Genomic DNA, 859 nt, shown 5'->3' with positions numbered 1-859 from the left:
GCGCCCAGCAGGGCCACGCCGAGGGTGCCGGCCGCGCCCCACCGGCGGGCCAGCGCGATCTCCTCCTGGCTCAGCCGCTGTGCCTCCTCATGGTCGCCGAGCGCGTGGCACACCCGGGCGGCCATCGAACGCCAGGGCATCAGGGCGGGGTTGGCCCGGTCATGGCGCAGCAGCCGCCTGCCGCAGCCGCGGAACAACTCCAGCGCCTCGGGCAGCCGGCCGTCCCGGAAGGCCACCAGCGCCCTGGCGAACAGCAGATGGCCGTAGGACACGCTGTCCTGTGCCCCGGGCGGGGTAGGTGCGTCGGCCAGTTCCCTGGCATCGTCGAGGCGGCCGCCGTCCAGGGCGACGGTGATCCGCAGCCCCATCAGATAGGACACGTGGTTCGGATGCCAGTGGGCGTGGGGCAGTGCTCGCCCGGCGGCGGCGACGTCCCGTTCGGCCGCGTCGAGCCGCCCCTGCCGCAGGTTCAGTTCGCCCCGGACGGCCAGTACGAGTGCGGCGGCGGCCCGGGCCTTGCGCCGCCGTAAGTCGACGTGCAGGGCGTCCAGCCGCGTCTCGGCCTCGTCCAGGTCGTCGGTCAGGAGCAGGATCCGCCCGGCCGTGATCCGGGGCAGGATCAGCACATCGCTGCCGGGCTCGCCGGTGAACGCGAGCCGGGCCAGCTCCCTGGCGGTGGGCAGGCGCTCGCCGTGCAGGGCGAGTTGCCGGGCGCGGGCGACGGCCTGTGCCGGGTCGGCGGGGCGGTCGGGCAGCGGGGGGATCTCGGGCAGCAGCAGGTCGACGTCGTCGGCGCGGCCGGGTTCGGTGAGTTGGTATAGTCCGGCCAGGGCCTCCCGTTCGGCGCCGTGGGCGGTGG

General features: G+C 75.4%; 1 pseudogene. It reads right to left on the bottom strand.

The features are described 5' to 3' along the window. A pseudogene (locus SSOG_RS54495) lies at positions 1–859 on the bottom strand (helix-turn-helix transcriptional regulator); the annotation flags it as partial.

Source organism: Streptomyces himastatinicus ATCC 53653 (genome assembly GCF_000158915.1).
Taxonomy (GTDB): Bacteria; Actinomycetota; Actinomycetes; order Streptomycetales; family Streptomycetaceae; genus Streptomyces; species Streptomyces himastatinicus.
The sequence above is the reverse complement of the archived record's forward strand: the minus strand, read 5'-3'. Positions and strand labels throughout refer to the sequence as shown.